Origin of the sequence: Nocardia sp. NPDC059229 (assembly GCF_042754165.1) — a bacterium.
GTDB lineage: Bacteria > Actinomycetota > Actinomycetes > Mycobacteriales > Mycobacteriaceae > Nocardia.
Map to the genome: position 1 here is coordinate 233,750 of NZ_JBHZAK010000002.1, position 15,743 is coordinate 249,492.

The 15,743-nt window shown below is 68.8% G+C and carries 17 protein-coding genes; 10 read left to right on the forward strand and 7 right to left on the reverse strand.

What is annotated here, in order from left to right; translation table 11 throughout:
• Nucleotides 1-60: 60 nt before the first annotated feature.
• The 4 genes from ACFXHE_RS07270 to ACFXHE_RS07285 all read left to right on the forward strand — a co-directional run bounded on the left by ACFXHE_RS07270 (nt 61) and on the right by ACFXHE_RS07285 (nt 4,248).
• Complete coding sequence (locus ACFXHE_RS07270) at nt 61-1,020, forward strand: aldo/keto reductase (RefSeq protein WP_354832450.1); 960 nt, start codon at nt 61-63, stop codon at nt 1,018-1,020.
• Between the two features lie 20 nt (nt 1,021-1,040).
• Complete coding sequence (locus tag ACFXHE_RS07275) at nt 1,041-2,078, forward strand: hemin ABC transporter substrate-binding protein (protein ID WP_379380790.1); 1,038 nt, start codon at nt 1,041-1,043, stop codon at nt 2,076-2,078.
• 311 nt (nt 2,079-2,389) lie between these two features.
• Nucleotides 2,390-3,409: a FecCD family ABC transporter permease gene (locus tag ACFXHE_RS07280; protein WP_379381394.1), complete on the forward strand. Its 1,020-nt coding sequence runs from the start codon at nt 2,390-2,392 to the stop codon at nt 3,407-3,409.
• Nucleotides 3,406-4,248 carry a heme ABC transporter ATP-binding protein gene (locus ACFXHE_RS07285; protein WP_379380792.1) on the forward strand — a complete coding sequence of 281 codons (843 nt, stop codon included), beginning with the start codon at nt 3,406-3,408 and terminating at the stop codon, nt 4,246-4,248. The genes ACFXHE_RS07280 and ACFXHE_RS07285 overlap by 4 nt, the downstream gene beginning before the upstream one ends.
• A gap of 60 nt (nt 4,249-4,308) precedes the next feature.
• Here ACFXHE_RS07285 and ACFXHE_RS07290 read toward each other — a convergent pair whose 3' ends face one another.
• The 4 genes from ACFXHE_RS07290 to ACFXHE_RS07305 all read right to left on the reverse strand — a co-directional run bounded on the left by ACFXHE_RS07290 (nt 4,309) and on the right by ACFXHE_RS07305 (nt 7,777).
• Nucleotides 4,309-4,659 (reverse strand): YrdB family protein, encoded by a 351-nt coding sequence (locus ACFXHE_RS07290; protein ID WP_379380794.1) that lies wholly within the window; start codon nt 4,657-4,659, stop codon nt 4,309-4,311.
• Nucleotides 4,656-6,758 carry an MMPL family transporter gene (locus tag ACFXHE_RS07295; RefSeq protein ID WP_379380796.1) on the reverse strand — a complete coding sequence of 701 codons (2,103 nt, stop codon included), beginning with the start codon at nt 6,756-6,758 and terminating at the stop codon, nt 4,656-4,658. Before ACFXHE_RS07295 ends, ACFXHE_RS07290 begins: the two co-directional genes overlap by 4 nt.
• Complete coding sequence (locus ACFXHE_RS07300) at nt 6,758-7,294, reverse strand: hypothetical protein (protein WP_379380798.1); 537 nt, start codon at nt 7,292-7,294, stop codon at nt 6,758-6,760. Before ACFXHE_RS07300 ends, ACFXHE_RS07295 begins: the two co-directional genes overlap by 1 nt.
• 105 nt (nt 7,295-7,399) lie before the next feature.
• On the reverse strand, nt 7,400-7,777 hold the full coding sequence (locus ACFXHE_RS07305) for a hypothetical protein (RefSeq protein WP_379380800.1): 378 nt from the start codon (nt 7,775-7,777) through the stop codon (nt 7,400-7,402).
• 205 nt (nt 7,778-7,982) lie between these two features.
• Here ACFXHE_RS07305 and ACFXHE_RS07310 point away from each other — a divergent pair, with 205 nt between their 5' ends.
• Genes ACFXHE_RS07310 through ACFXHE_RS07320 form a run of 3 tightly spaced genes read left to right on the forward strand, consistent with a single transcriptional unit; the run spans nt 7,983 to nt 10,372 of the window.
• Entirely contained in the window at nt 7,983-9,008 is a 1,026-nt protein-coding gene (locus ACFXHE_RS07310) for a hypothetical protein (RefSeq protein WP_379380802.1), read from the forward strand.
• Nucleotides 9,008-9,274 (forward strand): DUF5703 family protein, encoded by a 267-nt coding sequence (locus ACFXHE_RS07315; protein WP_040857817.1) that lies wholly within the window; start codon nt 9,008-9,010, stop codon nt 9,272-9,274. Before ACFXHE_RS07310 ends, ACFXHE_RS07315 begins: the two co-directional genes overlap by 1 nt.
• 18 nt (nt 9,275-9,292) lie before the next feature.
• Nucleotides 9,293-10,372 (forward strand): quinone-dependent dihydroorotate dehydrogenase, encoded by a 1,080-nt coding sequence (locus tag ACFXHE_RS07320; RefSeq protein ID WP_379381395.1) that lies wholly within the window; start codon nt 9,293-9,295, stop codon nt 10,370-10,372.
• 171 nt (nt 10,373-10,543) lie between these two features.
• Here ACFXHE_RS07320 and ACFXHE_RS07325 read toward each other — a convergent pair whose 3' ends face one another.
• From ACFXHE_RS07325 to ACFXHE_RS07335, 3 genes are all read right to left on the reverse strand, one after another.
• Complete coding sequence (locus tag ACFXHE_RS07325) at nt 10,544-10,957, reverse strand: hypothetical protein (RefSeq protein WP_379380804.1); 414 nt, start codon at nt 10,955-10,957, stop codon at nt 10,544-10,546.
• 249 nt (nt 10,958-11,206) lie between these two features.
• Nucleotides 11,207-11,491 carry a hypothetical protein gene (locus tag ACFXHE_RS07330; protein WP_379380806.1) on the reverse strand — a complete coding sequence of 95 codons (285 nt, stop codon included), beginning with the start codon at nt 11,489-11,491 and terminating at the stop codon, nt 11,207-11,209.
• Nucleotides 11,488-11,781 carry a hypothetical protein gene (locus tag ACFXHE_RS07335; protein WP_379380808.1) on the reverse strand — a complete coding sequence of 98 codons (294 nt, stop codon included), beginning with the start codon at nt 11,779-11,781 and terminating at the stop codon, nt 11,488-11,490. Before ACFXHE_RS07335 ends, ACFXHE_RS07330 begins: the two co-directional genes overlap by 4 nt.
• 136 nt (nt 11,782-11,917) lie before the next feature.
• On the opposite strand from ACFXHE_RS07335, the gene ACFXHE_RS07340 reads away from it, so the two are divergent.
• From ACFXHE_RS07340 to ACFXHE_RS07350, 3 genes are all read left to right on the forward strand, one after another.
• Entirely contained in the window at nt 11,918-13,777 is a 1,860-nt protein-coding gene (locus ACFXHE_RS07340; RefSeq protein WP_379380810.1) for a carbohydrate kinase family protein, read from the forward strand.
• Between the two features lie 128 nt (nt 13,778-13,905).
• On the forward strand, nt 13,906-14,871 hold the full coding sequence (locus tag ACFXHE_RS07345) for a GTP cyclohydrolase II (RefSeq protein WP_379381396.1): 966 nt from the start codon (nt 13,906-13,908) through the stop codon (nt 14,869-14,871).
• 160 nt (nt 14,872-15,031) lie between these two features.
• On the forward strand, nt 15,032-15,640 hold the full coding sequence (locus ACFXHE_RS07350) for a GTP cyclohydrolase (protein WP_379380812.1): 609 nt from the start codon (nt 15,032-15,034) through the stop codon (nt 15,638-15,640).
• Nucleotides 15,641-15,743 lie beyond the last annotated feature (103 nt).

A 15,743-nucleotide genomic window follows, 5' to 3' on the forward strand; every position in this document is an offset into this window, starting at 1 on the left:
CCCGGCAGATGCGACAGGTGGGCCTAGGCTGACGCGTGTGACGAAAGTGCAAGCGCGGTGATGGAACAACGGACGGTCGGCCGCAGCGGACTGCGGGTCTCGAGGCTCGGGCTGGCCACCCACACCTGGGGCAGGGAAACCGACGCCGAGGACGCGGCCGCCCAGCTGATGGCGTTCGTCGAAGCGGGCGGCACCCTGGTCGACACCTCCCCCGCCTACGGGGACGGCGCCGCGCAACACATTCTCGGCGAACTGCTCTCCGAGATCGGGCGCGAGGACCTCGTGCTGTCCGGAAGTGCCGGATACACACCGATACTCAGCGATGCCGCCGCCGAAGCGCCCGCCGCCGTGCGCTGGACCGTCGACGCTTCCCGGCGCACCATGCGGCGCCAGCTCGACCACACCCTGCGCCAGCTCGGCACCGACCACCTCGACCTGTGGACGGTCGCCGCCTGGGACCCGCACACCCCCCTCGAGGAGATCGCCGACACCCTGTCGTGGGCGGTGCGCTCGGGGCGGGTGCGCTACGCGGGCGCGCGTGGCTACGACGGCTGGCAGCTGGCCACCCTGGCGGCCGCGGCGCCCATCACCGCCGCGACCACCCAGTACTCGCTGCTCGCGCGCGGGGTCGAGCACGAATTCGTGCCCGCCGCACAGCATCACGGCATCGGCCTGATCGCCACCGCGCCACTGGCCGGGGGCATCCTCACCGGCAAATACCGCGACGGCGTGCCCGCCGACTCGCGCGGCGCCGACGAGGCCACCGCCGCCGAGATCACCGCCCACCTCGACGATCGCGCGGTGCGGGTGGTGGACGCGGTGGTCACCGCCGCCGACGGGCTGGGCACCTCACCGCTGGCGGTGGCGCTGGCCTGGATCCGCGATCAGCCCGCGGTGGCGACGATGCTGGTCGGGGCGCGGGATATCGGGCAGCTCACCGGGATTCTGGCCGCCGAAACCCTCGAGCTGCCGCGGGCCATCACCGCGGCACTGGGAGATGTGAGCGCACGCACAGAATGAGCAAGGCTAACCTTACCTGCATGAGGTGTCTCGTGAATGCCCGCTCGGCCGCACGCACGCTGCTGATCATGCTGCTCGGCATCGGCCTGGTCGCGGGCGTCACCGCCTGCAGCAGCGGCACCTCCGGCACCGGCGGCACCCACGGCCCGGTGACCGCCAGTGTCGGCGACCTGAACCCGGTGGCGATCGGGCCCGAACCCACCCCGGTGCTGCCCGCGACCGTGAAGTCCTTCGACGGCAGCGACGTCACCGTCACCGACGCCAGCCGCATCATCGCCGCCGACCGCTACGGCACCCTCGCCCAGACGGTCGTCGCGCTCGGCCTCCGGTCAAAACTGGTCGGCCGCTCCAACTCTGCGGCGTTCCCCGCCGTCGAGGACCTGCCCACCGTCTCCAGCGGCGCGGGCACCCTGAGCGTGGAATCGGTTGCGGCACTGCGGCCCACGGTATTCCTCACCGACACCACCGCCGTCACCCCCGCCCTGCGCGAGCAACTCAAGGCCCTCGGTATCACCGTGGTCTACTTCGATCCGCAGCGCACCATGGACGGCGTCGTCCCCCAGATCCAGGCCGTCGCCGCCGCCCTCGGCGTCCCCGACGCCGGCAAGGCCCTGGCCCAGCGCACCCGCGACGAGATCTCCGCGGCCACCGCCTCGGTGCCGCACCAGGATTCGAAGCCCAAGATCGCGTTCCTGTACCTGCGCAGCACCGCCATCACCATGATCGCCGGACCCGGTTCGGGCGCCGACTCGCTCATCACCGCCCTCGGTGGCATCGACGCCGGCACCGCCTCGGGCATCACCCAGGACTTCCTGCCCATCACCAGCGAAGCCATGATCGCCGCCGCCCCGGACGTCTTCCTGCTCATGAGCGACGGGCTGGCCTCCGTCGGCGGCATCGACGGCCTCGAGAAGATCCCCGGCGTCGCCCAGACACCCGCCGGACGTGACCGCCGCGTCGTCGACATGTCCGACGCCGTCCTGCTGTCCTTCGGCCCCGACACCGGCCGCGTCCTGGCCGCGCTCGTCAAGGCCGTCTACGGCACGAGCAACGCATGACCGACCCGCGAGCCCCGCAACCCGATTCGGCCACCCCACCCGGCGCTGCCGCCACACCGAACGGCGATGTGACCAACCGGGCCGTGGACCGCGCGGCGAACCGGGCCAGGGCAAACGGGACGACCTCTCCCACGGGTAAGCACGACGAGGCCGAGCGGGCGAACCCGGCTGCCGCCGTGGAGTCCGGCGGCTCGGCCACCGGTCGCGGGGCAGTCGAGGTCGCCGAATCGGCGATGGAATCGGTTGCCGCACATCGTTTGCCGGCGAGTGCGGACCCGGCTCCGGCCGATCGGCGCAGCCGGCCGCGCACCATGCTGATCTTCGCCGCGGGCCTGGCCGGGCTGGTGGTGCTGGCCCTGATCTCCGCGGCCATCGGGCAGGTGCCGACCAGCCCCGCCGAGGTCGCGGGCAGCGTGTTCCACCGCATCGGGCTCGACTGGGGGCCGCTGCCCCACCATCCCGCCGGCTACGTGACGTTGTGGGAAGTACGGTTCCCGCGCGTCGTACTCGCGGTGCTCGTGGGCGCGGCCCTGGCCACAGCGGGCGCGCTGCTGCAGGGCGTGTTCGCCAACCCGCTCGCCGAACCCGGCGTCATCGGCGTGTCCGCGGGCGCGGCGGTCGGGGCGGGTGCGGTCATCGTGGTCGGCGGCGCGTTCACCGCAGCCTGGTCGGTGGCGGCGGGCGCGTTCGTCGCCGGGCTGGGCACCACCCTGCTGGTGTATCTGCTCTCGCGCTCGGGCGGGCGCACCGAAGTGGTGACCTTGATCCTCACCGGCGTCGCCATCAACGCCTTCGCCGGCGGCGTCATCTCGTTCCTGCTGTTCAAGGCGTCCCCGGCGGCACGCGATCAGCTGGTGTTCTGGCAGATGGGCAGTCTCAACGGGGCCAGCTGGCAGGCGGTCAACGTGGTGTGGCCGCTGACCCTGCTGGGCATCGCGGCCGCGATCTGGATGGCCCCGCGCCTGGACCTGCTCGCCCTCGGTGAATCCGCCGCCCGCCACCTCGGGGTCGATGTGGAACGGTTGCGGCGCAATATCATCGTCGTCGTCGCGGTGCTCGCCACCGCGGGCGTCGCCTTCACCGGCATCATCCTGTTCGTCGGATTGATCGTGCCGCACCTGGTGCGCATGCTCGTCGGGCCCGGACACCGGGTGCTGATTCCGCTGTCGGCGATCCTCGGCGCGGGGGTGCTCGTCGCCGCCGACATCGGGGCCCGCGCCCTGGTCCACAACGCGGACCTGCCGCTGGGCATGATCACCTCACTGGTCGGCGGGCCGTTCTTCTTCTGGCTGCTGCGCCGCACCCGCGCACGATCGGGAGGCTGGGCATGAGCGGCCTACGCGAACTGGCAACGATTTTCGGGCGTTCCCCCGCACTGCCGGAGACACCCGAACCGGGCGCGGTCACCTTGCGCGCCCGCAACGTCAGCGCCAAGCGCGGCGACCGCACGGTCCTCGAGGGCATCGACTTCCCGGTGATCGCCGGGCAGATCGTGGCGCTGGTCGGACCCAACGGCGCCGGGAAGTCCACACTGCTGGCCGCCCTCGCCGGGGAACTCGAACTCTCCGGCGGCAGCGTCGAACTCGACGGGCACGCCCTGACCCACTGGACGCACCTGGACATGGCGCGCCGCCGCGCGGTGCTGCCGCAATCGCACACCGTCGGATTCCCGTTCCGCGCACGCGAGGTGGTGGCCATGGGACGCTCCCCGTGGGCACGCACCGACCGCCAGGACCACGACGACGAGGCGATCGCCGCCGCCATGGCCGCCACCGACGTCGAACGTTTCGCCGCCCGCCCCTTCCCGGCCCTGTCCGGCGGTGAACGCGCCCGCGTCGCCCTGGCCCGGGTGCTGGCCCAGGACACCGCGACCCTGCTGCTCGACGAGCCCACCGCCGCACTCGATCTCGGCCACCAGGAGCAGGTGCTGCACCTGGCGCGCGAGCGTGCCACCGCGGGCGCGGCCGTCGTGGTCGTGCTGCACGACCTCGGTGTCGCCGCCGCCTACGCCGACCGGGTCGCGGTCCTGGAAGCCGGGCGCATCGCCGCCGACGGCCCGCCCCGCCAGATCCTCACCCCGGAACTGCTCTCCCGCGTCTACCAGCACCCGGTCGACGTCTTCGACCACCCGGTGACCGGCGCGCAACTGGTGCTGCCCGTCCGCGGCTGATCCGCCGAAACCCGTGCGGGCCACGCACATTCGCCCCGGCTCGCACGGCGGCAGCGCCGGTCAGAGCTGCTGCTGACCCCACAGCAGCCGCAGCGCGCCGTTGCCCAGCCACACCGCGAACATCACCACACCCGCGACCGGAGTCCAGGCCAGGCCCAGCAGCACCGACGCCGCGCCGAACCACACCACCTCCAAAATGACACGCCGCCAACCGGTTTGCGGGAACCGGGGATCCTTGGCCGCACCGAACAGCGCCCACACCACGATGAACACCGCCGGGGCCGCCAGCCCCAGCACGATCCGCGCCGCGAGCGGCGCCGACACCGTGAACCCCCACCACGCGGCCGCACCCAGCACCAACAGTTCCAGCAGGAACATCACCAACAGGTTCGCGCCTTTGAGCACGCTCATCGCCAGACCAACTTCAATACCGCAGGAGTCAACAGCATGCGGATCACGGTGGCGTCCAACACCAGTGCCGCGATCATGCCGTAGGCAATGTATTTCATCAGCACCAGATCCGAGAACCCGAACGCCCCGGTCACCACGATCAGGATCGCCGCGGCCGAGGTGATCACACCGCCGGTGTGGGCGATGCCGTAGCGGATCGCCTCGGGCGCATCGGCTCCCGCCGCGCGCGCCTCGGCCATCCGCGACTGCAGGAACACCTCGTAGTCGGTCGACAGGCCGAACAGCACCGTCACGATCAGCACCAGCACCGCGAACATGAGCGGGCCCGGCGTGAAATCGAACAGGCCCGCCCCGTGGCCCTGCACGAAGATCCAGGTCAGCACGCCCAGGGTGGCGCCGAGGCTGAGCGCGCTCATCACCACCGCCTTGATCGCCAGCACCAGCGACCGGAACGCCGCGTACATCAACGCGATCGCCGCCACGACCAGGATCGCCGCCAGCAACGGCAGCCCCTTGATCAGACCCTGGATCGAATCCCGTTCCAGCGCGGGCACCCCCGCGATCATCACATGCACCCCGTCCGGTTGCGGGATCGAGCGCAGCGCCGCGATCACGCTGTCGGCATCGCGTTTGTCGCGCAGCCCGCTGGCCAGCACCGTCACCTGATCCTTGGTCGGCGCGGCCGGATCGAACGGCCCCGTCATCTCCGGGCCGACCATCTGATTGGCGGCGTAGCGGATGTCCGAGAGCTGCTGCGGGTTCGCGCCCACCACCACCAGCTTCAACGGCTCGGTCCGGAACTGCGGGAACAGGCGGTCGAAGTCCTGCTGCGCCACCCGCGCCGGATTGTCCGACGCCAGATATCGCTCGCTCAGCCCCCCGAACTCGATACTGCGGAACGGCAGGATCAGCACCAGCAGCATCAGCACCACCGGCACGATCACCAGCCACGGCTTGCGCATCGCGAAAAGCGCCAGCCGCGAGAAGAATCCGGCATCGATCTGCTCGGCGGTGCGCACACTGGCCAGCCCGTGCCATCCCCACAGATCGATGCGCCGCCCCACGATCGACAACACCGCCGGCAGCGCCGTCACCGACAGCGCCGCCGCCAGCAGCACCGACGAGATGCCGCCCAGCGGCACCGACCGCAGCACCCCATTGGGGTAGATGAACAACGCGCCCAGGCTCACCGCGATGATCGCCGCCGAGAACAACACCGTCCGCCCGGCCGTCGCCACCGTCCGCGCGGTCGCCTCCTCGACACTGCGGCCCGCCGCCAGCTCCTCCCGGAACCGGGTCACCGCGAACAGCCCGTAGTCGATCGCCAGCCCCAGGCTCACGAGCGTGACCACCGCCGAGGCGAACACATTGACCTGCAGATGATTCGTCAGCAGCCGCATGATGCCCTGACTGCCCAGGATCGTCATGCCGCCGATCAGCACCGGCAGCAGCGCCCCCACCACCCCGCCGAACACGAAATACAGCAGAATCGCCACCAGCGGCAGCGCGATCAGCTCCGCCCGGCGAATGTCGTCCTGCATGCCGGTGTTGATGCCCTCCACCACCGGCTGCAATCCGGCCAGCTGCACCGTCGTCCCGCCGGGCCCGGAACCGGTTGCGCCCGCGTGGAATTCGCTCTTGATGGCCAGGTAGTTGTTCACCGTGTCAGTGCCGCCGGCCCCGCGCAGCCCGATGCTGGCGAAGGCGTGCGTGCGCGAGGTGTCGGCGAACTGCCCCATCAGCGCGCCGTCCCAATACGAGTCGATCTTCAGGATCCGATCGGGATGCTCGGTGCGCAGCCGGGTCAACTCCGCCGCCACCGCCGAACGCACCGGCTCGTCGTCGACGGTCAGCCCGGGCGGGGCGGTGTAGATCGCGATCAGATCCGCGTCGGTGTCGCGCCCGAAGGTGGCATCGGCCAGCTTCGACGCCGCCACCGACTGACTGGACTCGTCGAACCAGCCCTCCTGGGTGAGGTGATCACCCAGGTCCCGCCCATAGAACCCCGATGCCAGCACCACCAGCCCGAACACGGCGAACACCGCAAACCGGAAACGGTGGATCAGCCGCCCCCACCGCAGGGATCCGGCCTCGAGCATCAGCCGCAGGCCGCGGTCTTGTAGTCGGCCGAACGCAGAATGCCGCACAGGTCGGTGCGCGAGATCTTCCAGCGCCCGTCCTTGTACACGAAATGCACCACCGTGGTGCGCACATCGGTGCCGGTGCCGTCCTTGTCCAGGCTCAGCGTCGCGGTCAGGGTGCCGTCGTGATTGTCGAACACCGGATCCTTGACCCCGTACACCGCGCGCGGATGATCGGCCAGCGCCTTGTACATGTCCGGGATCGCGTCCTTGAACGCCTCCCCGTCCTCGATCAGCCCGGTCCGGTCGCTGTCGGGCAGATTCGGATCCAGCGCGCTCTTGATCTGCGCGTCCAGCTCCTGCGCGGTCGGGATGGTCGGCTTGTTGGCGCTGCTCTGCGCGGCCGCGGCCGCCGACGACGAACTCAGTGCCGCGTACGCCGAGGACCGTGCCTGGGCCACTTTGGACTCGTCGTCGCCCCCGCCGCACGCGGCGATCGACGCGCCGAGCACGGTCAACAGGAGCGCTGCGGCGGCCGGTCGTCGAAGTCGCATCAACATCCTCGTCAGCTCGAACTGCGGTTGTGTGCCGTTAGTTTGTCACGCGCCGCGCCCGAGGGTGATTCCTGTGTCACAGACACCCGGTTCCGCGCGAGCGGCTCACATGCCGTCGATGACCGCGCTGAGCCGGCCCAGCAGCGCCCGCACCGTGATGGCCTCCCGCAGCTGCGCGGCCGGCACCGGCGTGGCCTGCGGAATCAGATCGCGCACCAGCGCCACCACGCTGCGCTCGTCGTCGAGATCGATATCGGTCACCGGTGCCAGCGCCACCGCTTCGACGTCCTCGGGGCCGGGCACGGCGGTGGCCAGCCCGAGCCGGTAGATCTCGAGGGTGAGGGTCGCGCGGTGGGTGCGGAAGGCGAAGGACCGCCCGTCCGCGGTGACCCCGAACCCGTGCGCGTAACGACCCACCGTCACGTCTTCGACGGTGAAGCCCGGAGTGCGGTCGGCTACCAACAGATCTCCCTGATACAGCACGCTTTTGCCTTCCACGGTAACCGCACCGACCGACAGCGCCACCGAAAGCCCATGTCACATCATGCAAATCGGCCCGGGAGGCGCGCGGCACGCCGCCGTGAAGACCCCCGCTTGCGGGGTGTGGTGACGGATCATGGTCAGATAAGAGAGCACGCATGATTTCGTCGGTCAGTTCGGTCAGTTCGGTCAGTAAGGAGTTCGCTGCATGCGCCGTCGCGGCTGGATCGGTTCAGCCCTCGCGGGTGTGACCGTGGTGACCCTGCTGGCGGGCTGTTCCTCCCAGGAGAACAACGCCGACAATGCCACTCGCGACCCGGCCACCCCCGCCGCCGCGCCCGTGGCCACCGCGGCCCCCGCCGGGGAGGTGACCCCCAGTACCCCGATCTCGCTGCTGGTCTCCGAACCGGCCACCGGAATCCTGGCCGCCGCGACCACCGTCGGCGACAAACCCCTGCTGCGGCTCACCGACACCGTCACGCCCGGCAACCACCGGACCACCGATGTCCCGCTGCCCGGCAAGGCCGCCTCGCTCGCCCTCGGCAGGCCCGGCGAGATCCTCGTCGCGGTGCCCGGCAGGATCCTTCGCGTCGACGCCGCCTCGGCCAAGGTCACCGAGATCGCGATCGACGGCGACGTGCACGCGGCGGCGCTGCGCCCCGACGGCTCGCTGGTGGCGGGCCTGGCCAACGGCAAGGTGCTGCTGCTGGACGCGGACGGCACTGTGCGCCACGCCATTTCGGGTCTGTCCTCCGCCGATGCCGTCGAGGCCGGCGATGGCGCGGTGGTCGTGCTCGATCGCCGCCAGACCGCCATCGTCCAGCTCGACGGCACCAGCAAGCTCGGGCTGTCGCTGCGCGCGGGCGACGGGGCGTCGAACATGATCGGCGACCACTTCGGCCGCCGCATCGTCACCGACACCGCCGGGCAGGAACTGCTGGTCTACACCGCCGATCCCTTGGTCCTGCACCAGCGTTTCCCGGTAGGCTCTTCGCCCTACGCACTCGCCTACGATCAGCGGTCCGAGACCGTGTGGGTGACGCTGACAGGCAGCAACGAAGTCGTCGGCTACGACCTGTCGACGGGTATACCGGTAGAGGTGGGGCGCTACCCGACGGTGCGCCAGCCCAACGCGGTGACCATCGACGGCCGCACCGGTGACATGTTCGTGGGATCCGCGACCGGTGACGGTCTGCAACGGATCGGCGCGGACCAGCGGAAGAGAGGGCAGTGATGGCTCGGGCCTCACGATCGGCGCACCAATCGCGCACATTGCCGGAGGGCTGGGAGGAATCCAGCGACGAATGGGAATACGTGCCCCTGCGGCTGCCGCCGGGCATCAGCAGGGTCACCGCCTCCATGCGACTGTCCATCCACGCCGAATACGGTGGCTGGGAGTTGTCGCGGGTGCGCGCCTACACCGACGGCAGCCGTCGGGTGTTACTGCGCCGCCGCAAGACGACCCCCCTGCTATCCCCGACACCCGAGGCGGTGATGTAACCCCCCATGTACGAGCGCCTGTACAGCCTGTTGCTGAAGGTGATGTTCCTGCTGCCGCCGGAACGCATCCACCACCTGGCCTTCGCCGCCATGCGGCTCGCGACCCGCTTCGCCCCGGGTCGTGCGCTGACCGCGAGGCTGCTGGTGGCCGACGATCCGATCCTGCGCACCCGCGTGTTCGGCGTGGACTTCCCCGCGCCCCTGGGTCTGGCCGCCGGCTTCGACAAGAACGCCGACGGCGTCGACGCGTGGGGCCCGCTCGGTTTCGGCTACGCCGAGATCGGCACCGTCACTGCCCAGGCCCAACCCGGCAACCCGGCCCCACGGCTGTTCCGCCTGCCCGCGGACCGGGCGCTCATCAACCGCATGGGCTTCAACAACTTCGGCGCGGCCGCCGCCGCCGAACACCTGGCTCACCGCCTGCCCGGCGGCGTCCCCATCGGCGCCAACATCGGCAAGACCAAGATCGTCGAACCCGAGGACGCCGCAGGCGATTACGCCATCTCCGCCGAACTACTGGGCCCGCTGGCCGACTTCATGGTCGTCAACGTCAGCTCCCCCAACACCCCCGGCCTGCGCGACCTGCAGGCGGTGACCTCCCTGCGCCCGATCCTGCAGGCGGTCCTCGACACCGTCTCGGTCCCCGTCCTGGTCAAGATCGCCCCCGACCTGTCCGACGAGGACATCGACGCCGTCGCCGACCTCGCCGTCGAACTCGGCCTGGCCGGCATCGTCGCCACCAACACCACCATCCGCCGCGACGGCCTGCGCACTCCCGCCACCGACGTGGAACCGATCGGCGCAGGCGGCCTCTCGGGCGCCCCCGTCGCCGACCGCTCCCTCGAAGTCCTGCGCCGCCTCTACAGCCGAGTAGGCGGCGAACTCACCCTCATCTCCGTCGGCGGCATCGAAACCGCCGACCAGGCGTGGGAACGCATCCTCGCCGGCGCCTCCCTCCTCCAGGGCTACACCGGCTTCATCTACGGCGGCCCGTTGTGGGCCAAGCACATCCACCGCGGCCTCGCCGCCAAACTTCGCGCCCACGGCTACACCACCCTGGCCGACGCGGTCGGCGCCGAACACAAAACCCGCGCCTGACAGCCGAAATCGGGCACTGACCTCGCATGGGCGGCGGCCGCAACCGCTGCCCGCGATGTGGAGGGACACGGCACGCCGGGATCCATGACGTCGCGCGAAGCGATCGACAGACGGCCCGACGCGTCATGGGGATCGATCGGGTGCGGCGAATCGTCGTGCGGGTCAGGTCGGTCAGGCCCACAGGTGGCGGGAGCGGGCGCCCGTCGTCGAGGGACGGTGGGTGGTGGCTGCCCATCCTGCGAGGATCGATTCGGGTCGTTCGTCCTCCTCGTCGGTCTCTCGGGGAGCGTCCTCGCGGTACATCCGTTCGGCCAGGCGTTGCGCGAGCAGGAGTACCGCGCGTTCGACGCCGATGCCCACTCGGGTGGCCAGGTCGGCGGCCCACAGGTGGGCGGCTTCGTCGTAGACGACGGCCGGATCGGACAGGATTTCGTCCAATTCCATTCCGGCGCGGGCCTGTTCGTGGGTGAGCCGGTGGGTCGGAAGCCAGCTCAGGCGCCAGACCGCTTCGCTGCCCCGGTGCTCGCGGATCGCATATTCGGGGCTGATGGTGCTGGTCATGGCGGTGGTGGTGATGTCGATCATGGGGCCCTCCCTCGGCCGTGCACGCGAGCGGCAGGATCGCTGCCCGTTCGCGCTGTGGTGCGCTCGGTCGCGGTCGATGTCCCGCGCCGGGCTGTTTGCTCCCTCATCGAATGCTGGTCGGTCGCAATGTCATCGAGTCTCCTGCTCCCGCCCTGAATGTCGGCTGTGCCAACTCCTTTCCCCGTTGTCGACCCACGGGGGTACCGCAGTCGAAGATCGTCACGACCCCGTTTCCGGCGTCGCTTGTGCTCATGCCGACCGCCGGCGCAGCAGAAACATCGCCTGCTCCACCGGAATCCCCAGTTCGCCCGCGCTGGCGATCAGGCGGCCCTGGACGATTTCGTCCCGCGGATACGGATCGACGGCGACGATTTCGGCCAGCACCATGGCCGCCAGCGCCTGAGCGCGGGTCAGCAGCCGATCCGGCAGCCAGCTGCACCGCCACGCCAAGGTCCACCTGTCGGCGACCCGCACGGCGTTCTCTCCGGTGACGTCGCTGGTCATCGTCCAGTCGTCGGTAGCGTAGATGGTCACGAGTCCCCCCGTTCCTGCCGGCGCCTGCGCAGGATGTCGCAGGCTGCTTCGATATCTATGTCGAGTTCGGCGGCGATGCTCTGCACGCGCTGCCACACCGTGTCGGAGCCGACGAGCGGGGTGCACAGGATTTCGGTGAGTTCCATTGCCGCCAGCGCTTGTTCGCGAGTCAGCAGCGGCCGAGACCGCCAGCTGAGCTCCCATGCCGGTTCCGGGCAGTCCGGGCGCCGCTGCGCCCATTCGAAGACTGCGATGCTGCTGGTGATCGAGTTGACACTGGGATAGATCACGGTGGCCCCCGGGGCGGAAGGTGTGTCGCCCTCGCGCGGCCGCTGGATGCCGGTACCGGCCGACCCTCGAAAGGCGACCGGCCGGTCGGCCGTCGCCTGCGAATGATGGTGCCGGCCAGAGCGATTGGCGACATGGATGGATGATGTCGGTCGCGGCGCGGACGGATTCCGTCCTAGCCCACCGCGACATCGATCTCCTGCTCCGCATCGCACTCGCTGGTCGCGCCGCGTCCGTGCCGGCGGATGTGTCGAATCAGTAGAAGCACTCCGGACACCGGACCTCCCGAACCTGCCTGGTGGGGGCGGTATTTCGCCACCGTCAGCATGGCATTTGCCGGGAGTTGGGTGTTTTTGCCGCTGGTCTCCGGCATTTGCCGCCGCATCCCGATTATTGCCGTATTCGCTGGTAGCTAAACCGATTTCGGCGGTATCGTTGGAGCAAATGGTGAGAGACAACAACGAACCAGGGCTCGCATCCACCATTGCGGTGCCCGACCACGCCGCGGATGCTGTCTGCGGAACCCTCATGCGTGTCAGAAAGCACGAGGGTTTGAACGTCGGCCGCATCGAGAGCAGTGAGATCGACACCAGGATTCTGCTGCAGCTCACAGCGGTACGCCGGTGCGCGCACCTGGAGCGCGTGGAGCCGAAGGATGCGCTCCCGGGAGCGATTCGCCGGATCGCCGACAAACTGTCGGTGACCGACCGGGTCGTCGTCGACGCCGAGCTGTGCCTGGGCCTGCTGCGTGAGATCGGTCCGCCGGGTGTCGATCTCGATCAACACTACGGCGCGGCACTTGCTCAGCGTCGCAGCTCCCTGGCCCGTCATTGGCGGACGCTGCACGAGGCATTCGGGGCGGTCGACATCCCGCCCGCGCCCACCGCGCGGGCGGTGCGCGGAGGCCGGTACGAGGTCCCGGCCTTCGGGTCCCTCGCGAAACTCTTGACCACCCTGTCCGATCCCGGCGGTAGTGAGCGGGATGCAGTGGTCGTCATCGGCGATGCTGTCATCGACCACATCCTGGAAGTCGACCACTTCCCCCGGCCGGGGATGTCGATGTGGGGCAAGGATTCCGGTAGTCGTCCGGGAGGAAAGGGACTCAATCGAGCGGTGGCGTTGGCGCGTCTGAACCTCGATGCGAGACTTCTCGCGGCGATCGGCGACGACGACGAAGGCCTCGAGATCCTCGGCTACCTCGACAGCGAACACGTCGATACCAGTCTGATCAAGGTCGAGGCGCTCAAGCGGACTCCGGTGACGACGGTGGTGACGCCGGCCGACGGCGACTATTCGTCCATTGCGATCAAGAAAGGGCGAACGCGGCTGACCTCGTCGGATCTCGAGCTCGCGCCCATCCGCCATGCGATCACCTCCGCGGCAGCGGTCGTGCTCACCTTCGAACAATCGGACAACGTGATCGAGAAGGTGCTGGAAATCGTTGGTGCGGTGAATGATTCGTCCGCGAGATCCGAATCTCCGTGGGTGGTCGTGAATGTGAGCCCGCCACGTCCTCCGACGCAGTACATGCGCGACCACCTCGCGGTCATCGATTACCTGGTCGGTTCCTCCGATGATCTGGCTCGACTGCGCCCCGATCTCCCGGCCGGGGCGGTCGCCGAAGCCCTGCTGAACGACGGGGTCGGTACGGTGTGTGAGATCGATCGGTCCCAATGCACGGTTCATCGGCGTGGTCTCGATGCCATCGAGGTCGATCGCTTCGGCACCGCGGTATCGAACGTCGCCGGCGCGGCCTCGGCCTTCTCCTCTGCTCTGACCAGCAGGCTCGTCAAGAACGCCCGGCCGGCCGAGACCGCGGACTTCGTGTGGGCGACCGCGGCAATGGCGACGCTGATCCATCGTGATGCCGGTGCGCATCCCGTGGAGAGCGTTCCCGACGGAATGCCCTCCGAGGAGAGCATCGACGAAATGGTCGAAAGTACGCCTGTCGGCGATCGTCGAGGCCCTGATGCCGACGCCGCAACTCCGCCGCGCTGATCAGCGCCGTGACGGCTACGCGAAAGCGACACGTCGCTCATGTATCAAAGACACGCCGACGTCTTGACGAGAGTCGTACTATGCTTCCCCGCGGCCGCAACTGGCTTGCGGGCACGGTCCCCACTCGTATGGGGTCGGAATGGTTCGACCTCACCCGGGAGGATCGGTTGCGTGCACCAGTAGTCGAGACCAAATGGTCTGATCGTGAGTACGTCGTCGCGCCGACTGCGAAAGCTCACTGCGACACTGAGCACCAATTCACTCGCAATGGACTCGATATCACCGTCCGTGTGATCGCGATAGAAGCGAACCAGGGGTATGCCCTCGTATTCGGCGACGGGTCGCATCTGGAAAACTGCTTGGTTCGTATCCACTCCAGGTGCCTTTACGGCGATGCTCTCCGTTCCGACGACTGTGACTGCGGCCCCGAACTGGATCTGGCCATGGACATGATCCAGGAAGAAGGCAAAGGGGTACTGATCTATCTCGAGCAGGAGGGGCGCGGCGCGGGGTTGATCAACAAGGCTCGCGCCTATCAGTACAGCCAGCAGCATGACGCCGATACCTTCGAGAGCTACGGAAAGCTCGGCCTGCAATTGGATTCGCGGCGCTACACCGCCGCGGCCATGACCCTGAACGAGCTCGGGCTGAAGCAGATTCGATTGTTGACCAACAATCCGGCCAAGGCCGACGACCTGCGTGAGGCGGGATTGGCCGTCGAGATGAAGCCGCTGCTGATTCCACCTCAGAATCCCACTGTGCACCGCTATCTCGAGGCCAAGCGCGCCCAGCGGCATCATCGATTGCCGAAGTCCTGGCGGTTCTACAAGTGGGTCGATCGCATGATGCAGGCGACCGGGCTGCTGGTATTCGGACTGTGTTGTGCCGCACTGGCCTTGGTGGCGCGTTCGACCATCTTGACCGTATGGGAGCGTGTCTGGCCCGGCGCTGCGGTGCCCGCCGGTGGATTCGTGATCATCGCTGTCGGTATCGCAGCCACAGTCGGACTGGCTGTCGGTAAGCGCGGTTCCACCCGGCGACGCCTGCAGAAGGCGCGGCTGGCCTCCCGCATAGCGTTCGTGCAGCTGCGGTAGGACACGATCCCCTCTGAATATCGTGCCCGTTTTGCGCGGATCGGGGCATGAACCTGGTCGCTCGGCCATAATTGCCAGAGGCAGGGCGGCAGGTGGAGTAGGCGTGAAAGAGCTTCAGGCAACCGCACATTCGTTGCTCCGGAACGGACGCGAGTTGCGGGTGCGTGTGAAGGAAGTGCACGACGAAACCGGTGTCGGGCACATGCTGATCTTCGGGGAGCCGGCCGATGGGTGCCTGGTACGGATCCACTCCCGCTGCCTCTACGGCGATGTGCTCGGCTCGCAGGACTGTGACTGCGGGCCCGAACTCGAGCTGGCCATGGACCTCATCCAGGGCGAGGGCGGGCAGGGTGTGCTCATCTATCTCGAGCAGGAGGGGCGCGGAGAAGGCCTCGAGGTCAAGGCAATGGGGTTGCATCTCGGTGAAGAAACAGGTGCGGACACCTTCGATGTCTACCGGAGGCTGGGGCATCCCGACGATTCCCGCACCTATGACCATGCCGCCTATGCGCTGGCCGCCCTGGGATTGCGAGCGGTGCGGCTGATGACCAACAACCCGGACAAGGTCGCCGCCGTGGAGGACGCGGGGCTGATCGTGAAGGCGGTGCCGCTCGAGACCGAGCCGCGCAGTCCGCAAGCGGCGCTGTACATGGCGGCGAAAGCCAAGCGCCGCAGCGCGTATCCGGGTCACTCGGGGATCGTGCGTGACACGGCGATCGCGCCGTGTGGGGGCACCTTCGATTCCGCCGCCCGCCACCAGGATCGGTAAATTCGGCCACCGATGTGGCCGTGTAGCCCGCGACACAACCGTGATGGTCTGGTTACGATGAGTGAGCCGCGCCACAGACGGCGCGTGGCCATCGCGTGATCGG

Coding starts and splice junctions, on each gene's coding strand:
- ACFXHE_RS07325 (WP_379380804.1), bottom strand. CDS start 10,957: ATGATCGACATCACCACCACCGCCATGACCAGCACCATCAGCCCCGAA.
- ACFXHE_RS07280 (WP_379381394.1), top strand. CDS start 2,390: ATGCTGATCTTCGCCGCGGGCCTGGCCGGGCTGGTGGTGCTGGCCCTG.
- ACFXHE_RS07345 (WP_379381396.1), top strand. CDS start 13,906: ATGGGGTCGGAATGGTTCGACCTCACCCGGGAGGATCGGTTGCGTGCA.
- ACFXHE_RS07270 (WP_354832450.1), top strand. CDS start 61: ATGGAACAACGGACGGTCGGCCGCAGCGGACTGCGGGTCTCGAGGCTC.
- ACFXHE_RS07315 (WP_040857817.1), top strand. CDS start 9,008: ATGGCTCGGGCCTCACGATCGGCGCACCAATCGCGCACATTGCCGGAG.
- ACFXHE_RS07290 (WP_379380794.1), bottom strand. CDS start 4,659: ATGAGCGTGCTCAAAGGCGCGAACCTGTTGGTGATGTTCCTGCTGGAA.
- ACFXHE_RS07285 (WP_379380792.1), top strand. CDS start 3,406: ATGAGCGGCCTACGCGAACTGGCAACGATTTTCGGGCGTTCCCCCGCA.
- ACFXHE_RS07300 (WP_379380798.1), bottom strand. CDS start 7,294: ATGCGACTTCGACGACCGGCCGCCGCAGCGCTCCTGTTGACCGTGCTC.
- ACFXHE_RS07275 (WP_379380790.1), top strand. CDS start 1,041: ATGAGGTGTCTCGTGAATGCCCGCTCGGCCGCACGCACGCTGCTGATC.
- ACFXHE_RS07340 (WP_379380810.1), top strand. CDS start 11,918: ATGGATGATGTCGGTCGCGGCGCGGACGGATTCCGTCCTAGCCCACCG.
- ACFXHE_RS07295 (WP_379380796.1), bottom strand. CDS start 6,758: ATGCTCGAGGCCGGATCCCTGCGGTGGGGGCGGCTGATCCACCGTTTC.
- ACFXHE_RS07310 (WP_379380802.1), top strand. CDS start 7,983: ATGCGCCGTCGCGGCTGGATCGGTTCAGCCCTCGCGGGTGTGACCGTG.